3 protein-coding genes are annotated in these 6,223 nt (G+C 74.7%); all 3 read left to right on the top strand.

The features are described 5' to 3' along the window. The first annotated feature begins 102 nt into the window (after window positions 1-102). Entirely contained in the window at window positions 103-789 is a 687-nt protein-coding gene (locus JS521_RS32960; RefSeq protein WP_205086568.1) for a GNAT family N-acetyltransferase, read from the top strand. 112 nt (window positions 790-901) lie between these two features. After that, window positions 902-2,140, top strand: a complete 1,239-nt coding sequence (gene cbiE / locus JS521_RS32955) for a precorrin-6y C5,15-methyltransferase (decarboxylating) subunit CbiE (RefSeq protein ID WP_205086567.1) — start codon at window positions 902-904, stop codon at window positions 2,138-2,140. A gap of 332 nt (window positions 2,141-2,472) precedes the next feature. Continuing rightward, window positions 2,473-6,105, top strand: a complete 3,633-nt coding sequence (gene cobT, locus JS521_RS32950; protein WP_205086566.1) for a nicotinate-nucleotide--dimethylbenzimidazole phosphoribosyltransferase — start codon at window positions 2,473-2,475, stop codon at window positions 6,103-6,105. The last annotated feature ends 118 nt before the right edge of the window (window positions 6,106-6,223 follow it).

Genomic DNA, 6,223 nt, shown 5'->3' with positions numbered 1-6,223 from the left:
GGGGGGCGGAGTGCCATCCCACCCCCGCCCCGCCCCTCCCGCCCGGAGGCGCGGGGCTCCGTCGTGCCGACCCGCCCATGCACAAGGCGGACCCGATGCTGCATGCTGTGCTTTTACCCGGTCCTCGGCATGGAGCTGCGCATGACTACCACCTTTCCGTCCGTCTCCATCAGCACGGACAGGTTGGTGATGCGCCCCTTCGAGATGGCCGACATCCCCGCGCACATCGAGATGATGAACGACGAGGCGGTCCTCGCCTGGATGGACGGACCGAACCCGTACACCCAGGTCGACGCCGAACGCTGGGTCCGCAGGATCGCTCCTGCCGAACGCACCGGCGGCCAGGGCATCGCCCTCGCCGTCACCGAGTTCCTCACCCAGCGGCTCGTCGGCAGCGTCCGCCTCCTGAACACCGACTGGCGTACCCGCTCCACCGAGGTCCGCTACATCACCGCCCCGTGGGCGCGCGGCGAGGGATACGCCACCGAATCCGTGCTCGCCATAGCCGAATGGCTCTTCCGCGACCAGGGCTTCGAACGCATCGAGCTGCGCACCCCCGCCGACAACACCGACTCCCAGCAGGTCGCCCAGAAGCTCGGCTGCATCAGCGAGGGCGTCCTGCGCAACGCCCGCATCGCCCGCACCCGCACCGAGAACGGCACCGACGGCGGCTGGACCGACATCCGCACCGACCTGATCGTCTGGGGACTCCTCCCCGAGGACCTCGAAGGGGTCGCCGAACAGCTCGCGGACGCCGGCGGCTACGGCACGTACAACGACTGGAAGTAGAACCCCGAGGCCCCCCGCAGGGCCAACGGTCCGGACCGGATACTCTCACCCCTGCCCGGCAGTGCACGGGCGGATGCCCCGCACCCTCCGACACCCCAGGAGACAGACGACGATGGCCGACCGGGTCACGGTGATCGGCTGGGACGGCTCGCCACTGCCCGGAGCGGCCACGGCCGCGCTCTCGGCGGCCACGCTCGTCGCCGGCGCCGCCCACCACCTCGCCCTGCCGGAAGTGCCCCCGAACGCCGAACGCATCCGCCTCGGCAGCATCGACCTCGCCGCCCGCCGGATCGCCGGACACCGCGGCAGCGCCGTGGTCCTCGCCGACGGCGACCCCGGCTTCTTCGGCGTCGTCCGCACCCTGCGCGCCCGCGAACACGGCCTGGAGGTCGAGGTCGTCCCCGCCGTCTCCTCCGTGGCCACCGCCTTCGCCCGGGCCGGGATGCCCTGGGACGACGCCCAGATCGTCGTCGCCCACCCCCGCACCCTGCGCCGCGCGGTCAACGTCTGCCGGGCCCACCACAAGGTCGCCGTCCTCACCTCGCCCGGGGCGGGCCCCGCCGAGCTGGCCCTTCTCCTCGACGGGATCCACCGCACCTTCGTCATCTGCGAGGAACTCGGCACCGCCCGCGAGCGCGTCACCGTCCTCACCTCCGACAAGGCGGCCGACCACGCCTGGCGCGACCCCAACGTCGTCATCGTCATCGGCGGCGGCCCCGAGACCACTCCCGCCGGCGCCTGGATAGCCGGCCGCCAACCCGCCTACCCGCAGGGGATACGCGGCTGGGCCCTGCCCGCCGAGGCCTACCGGGCCGCCGGGGCCGAGCGGATGCAGGAGTCCGGCGAGGGCGAGTTCCCCGGCCTGCGCGCCGCCCAGCTCGCCCGCCTCGGCCCCCGCACCGGCGACCTGCTCTGGGACATCGGCTCCGGCAGCGGCGCCCTCGCCGTCGAGGCGGCCCGCTTCGGCGCGGCGGTCATCGCCGTGGACGCCGACCCGGCCGCCTGCGCCCGCACCGAGGCCGCCGCCCGCGCCTTCGGTGTCCCCGTCCAGGTCGTCCGCGGCCGCGCCCCGCACATCCTGGAACAACTGCCCGAACCCGACGTCGTACGGATCGGCGGCGGGGGAGTCCCGGTGGCCCGGGCCGTCATCGACCGGCGGCCGGAACGCATCGTCACGCACGCCTCCAACCGGGACGAGGCCGAGGCGCTCGGCGCGGCCCTCACGGGCAACGGCTACACCGTCGAGTGCTCGCTGCTCCAGTCCGTCGACCTGGACACCGAGGTGTGGACCGAGCGGGAGAGGTCCGTCGTGTTCCTTCTCTCCGCAGGGCGTTCGGACCTCGCCCCCTGATCCGTTACGCCCGGTACGCGAGGTAGGCTGGCCGATTGTTGTACCGCGCCCGGGCGTTCGTCACTTCGTTCGTCAATGTCCGGAAAAGTGGACTGTTTTGGTCCGCATTGTGGTACGGCACAACCCGGGGGACGCGCAACGTGGCGCAGTCCACAGTGAGCCGTGGCAGAACTGTCTGTCGCGGCGGCGATCGGCCGCGAGAATAGGAAGCTCCGCGGGCGTTTCGTGCCGCGCGGCGAGCCCGCTCGTTCTTGATGACGAGCACCGGCGTGCCGTGGTTCGGCGTCCCGGGCGAAGGGCCGAGGAGCACTGACGATGGGCGAGGGGTACGCATGACTGACACCGGCCAGATCCCGGGCGAGGGACTGCCGGAGGACGCAGGCATGGTGGAGCAGCCGGGCATCCCCGCCCCGGACGCGCACACCTTCCTCGACCCCTCCGAGCACGCCCCCGAGGACGACGACCTTCTCCTGATGCCGACCTCCCAGGGCGCCTGGAGCGACCCGCAGGCCGCGCCTGCCCCCGCCGCGCAGGGCCAGCCCGTCGCGCCGGCCGGCGCGGCGCAGCCCCTCGTTGCCGAACACGCCGTGGGGCAGCCCCAGCCGCAGGTTCCCGCGCAGCAGGCCCAGGCGGCCCCCGCCGTGGAGCCGCACAGTACGCACGAGTCCGGTGGCCGCGACTCGGGTTCCGTCGACCTCAACGGCGTACGCATCCCGGCGCCCGCACCCGCACCGGTCGGCGCGCACGCTGCCGCCGCCCCTGCCCGCCGCCCCCTGCACCGGGGCCCTGCCGCCGCCGACCCTCCGTCGTACGGCGGCGGTACGCAGGGCGGCGTCGTACGTTCCCTGGCCGACCGGGGCCCCGCCGGTGCCACCCGGACCGCCGCCCCCGCCCGCCACGCGGGCCCGCCGACGACCGGCCCCGAGTATTTCGACATCCCGGCCGAGGCTCCCTCGACCCTGCCGGGCCCGCAGCTGGGCGAGATCCCGCCGCAGGCCGGCGCCCCGTGGGGGGCGCAGCCGGAGCAGCCCGTCGCGGAGCCGGTGCCCGCCGAGCAGCCGGCCGCCGAGCCGGTTCAGCAGCCGGAGCAGGCCGTGGCGGAGCCGGAGCAGGCTGTCGTGGCCGAGCAGGCGGCGGCTGAGCCTGAGGTCGCCGAGCCGGCGGCGGCAGGGCAGGCCGAGGCCGTGGAGGCCGTGGCCGAGCAGCCGGTCCAGGCTGCCCCGCCGGTTCAGCCGACGGAGCAGGCGGCCGTGCCCGCTCCCGAGGAAGTCCTGGTGGCCCCGATCGCTCCGGCGCCCCCGGCCGCCCCGATCGAGCAGCCGGAGCAGCCGGGCCAGTCTGACCAGCCGGTGCAGCCCGCTGCCGTTGTCCAGCCCGAGCCGGCTCCGCAGCCCGAGCCGGTCCCGCAGGCCGAGCCGGTCCCGCAGGCCGAGCCGGCCGCACAGACCGCCCCGGCAGAAACGGTCGTTCCCGACCCGGTGGCGGTGGCGATGCCCCCCGCCGGACCGGTCATCGTCCCGGAGCCCGAGGCGGCACAGCCGGAGCCCCTGGCAGAACCGGCGGAAGCACCCGTGCAGGCCCCGGCCGACGAGGTGACCGCCAGCGAGACACAGGAGCAGGTGGAGGCTCAGCACGGCGTCGCCGTAACCCCGGAGCCCGACGTGCAGGCTGTCCCGGTGGAAGCCGCCGCCCCGGAAGCCCAGGCCCCCGTACAGGGCCCGCTCGTCGTCGAACCGGTGGCCGAACCCGAGCCGGTGGCCCAGCCCGAGCAGGAGCAGTCCGTCGAACCGGCCCAGGCCGCAGCGGTGGCCGAGAGCCCGGAGGCGGTCGTGGCCCCGGACACCGCCGTGGCGGAGCCGCTCCCGACACCGCTCGCCCCTGAGCCCGTACAGCCGGAGCCCGCCGTGGAAGAGCCGGTCGAGGCCTCCGAGCCCGTGGCCGGAGGCGAGGCGCCGGAGCAGGAAGCGGCCCCGGCTCCCGCCCCCGAGCCCACGGTCGAGCCCGCAGTGGCAGCGACGGAGCCCGAGGCAGCCCACGTCGCGGCACCCGACGCCGAGGACGGCACCGGCCCCGAGGTCATCGAGACGCCGGAGGTCCTTCCGGAGCCGCTGGCGCAGGAACCGGTCGGGGAGGCACCGACCGAGGCGGCGCAGCAGCCTGTGACGGCACCGCAGCCCGAGGAGCCGGCGGAGCCGCTGGAGGCCATGGAGCCCGCCGATCAGGCGGCGGCCACCCCGCCCGCCCCCGGTTACGACGACGCCGAGCGCGAGGCCGTGCTGCGGGTCATGCGCGAACGCCGGGACATCCGCAACGGCTTCCGCAGCGACCCGATCCCGCACGAGGTCCTGCTCCGGGTGCTGGAGGCGGCGCACACCGCGCCGAGCGTCGGCCACTCGCAGCCGTGGGACTTCGTCGTCATCCGCTCGGCGGAGACCCGCCGCTCCATGCACGAACTGGCCCAGAGCCAGCGCGACGCCTACGCCAAGTCGCTGCCCAAGGGCCGGGCGAAGCAGTTCAAGGAACTGAAGATCGAGGCGATCCTCGACACCCCGGTCAACATCGTCGTGACGGCCGACCCGACCCGGGGCGCCCGCCACACCCTCGGCCGCCACACGCAGCCGCAGATGGCCCCCTACTCCTCGGCGCTGGCCGTGGAGAACCTGTGGCTGGCGGCCCGCGCCGAGGGCCTGGGCGTCGGCTGGGTCAGCTTCTTCGACGAGCGGGAGATGGTCCGCGCACTCGGCCTGCCCGAGCACCTGGAGGTCGTGGCCTACCTCTGCGTCGGTTACGTCGACGAGTTCCCCGAGGAGCCCGAGCTGATGCAGGCGGGCTGGTCGAAGCGCCGCCCGCTGTCCTGGGTCGTCCACGAGGAGACGTACGGCCGTCGGGCGCTGCCCGGCGCCGAGCCGCACGACCTGCTCCAGGAGACGATCTCCGCGATCCGCCCGCTGGACGCGAAGGCGCTCGGCGAGGCGTGGGAACGCCAGAAGCGGATGACGAAGCCCGCCGGGGCGCTCGGCATGCTGGAGATCATCTCCGCGCAGCTCTCCGGGCTCTCCCGGATGTGCCCGCCGCCGATCCCGGAGCCCGCGGCCGTCGCGATCTTCGCCGGTGACCACGGGGTGCACGCCCAGGGGGTCACTGCCTGGCCGCAGGAGGTCACCGCCCAGATGGTGGCGAACTTCCTCGGCGGCGGAGCCGTCTGCAACGCCTTCGCTGCGCAGGTCGGCGCGGAGGTCTGCGTCGTGGACGTCGGCGTGGCGACGGACCTGCCCGCGACGCCCGGCCTGCTGCCCCGCAAGGTGCGCCCGGGCACGGCGGACTTCACGACGGGCCCCGCACTCAGCCGCGAAGAGGTCCTGGCCGCGATCGAGGTCGGCATCGAGACGGCCAGGGACCTGGTGGCGGCGGGCAACAAGGCGCTGCTCACCGGCGAGATGGGCATCGCCAACACCACGGCGTCGGCTGCGCTGATCTGCGTCTACACGGGGATCGACGCCGCCGAGGTGACCGGCCGGGGGACCGGCATCAACGACGAGATGCACGCCCGCAAGGTCGACGTCGTACGCCGCGCCCTCGACCTCCACCAGCCGGACCCGGCCGACCCGATCGGCGTGCTCGCGGCGGTCGGCGGCCTGGAGCACGCGGCGATGGCGGGCTTCCTCCTCGGCGGAGCCTCCCTGCGTACGCCGGTGGTCCTGGACGGCGTGAGCGCGGGTGCGGCGGCCCTGGTCGCGCGGGCCATCGCCCCCGAGGCCCTGGCCGCCTGCATCGCGGGCCACCGCAGCGCGGAGCCCGGCCATGTGGCGGCGCTCAACAAGCTGGGCCTGCGCCCCTTGGTCGACCTGGACCTCCGGCTGGGCGAGGGCACGGGCGCGCTGCTGGCACTCCCGATCGTGCAGAGCGCGGCGCGGGCGATGCACGAGGTGGCGACGTTCGACTCGGCAGGCGTGACGGAGAAGTAGCAGGGGGGGGGGGGGGGGGGGGGGCCCCCCCCCCCCCCACCCCCCCCCCCCCCCCCCCCCACCCCCAACCACAAAAAAAACAGAAAAAAACACCCCACCCCCCCACAAACAGCAGACA

Origin of the sequence: Streptomyces durocortorensis, assembly GCF_016901035.1 — a bacterium.
Classification (GTDB): domain Bacteria; phylum Actinomycetota; class Actinomycetes; order Streptomycetales; family Streptomycetaceae; genus Streptomyces; species Streptomyces durocortorensis.
Note: the sequence above shows the minus strand (reverse complement) of the source record. Positions and strands in the feature narration are given on the sequence as shown.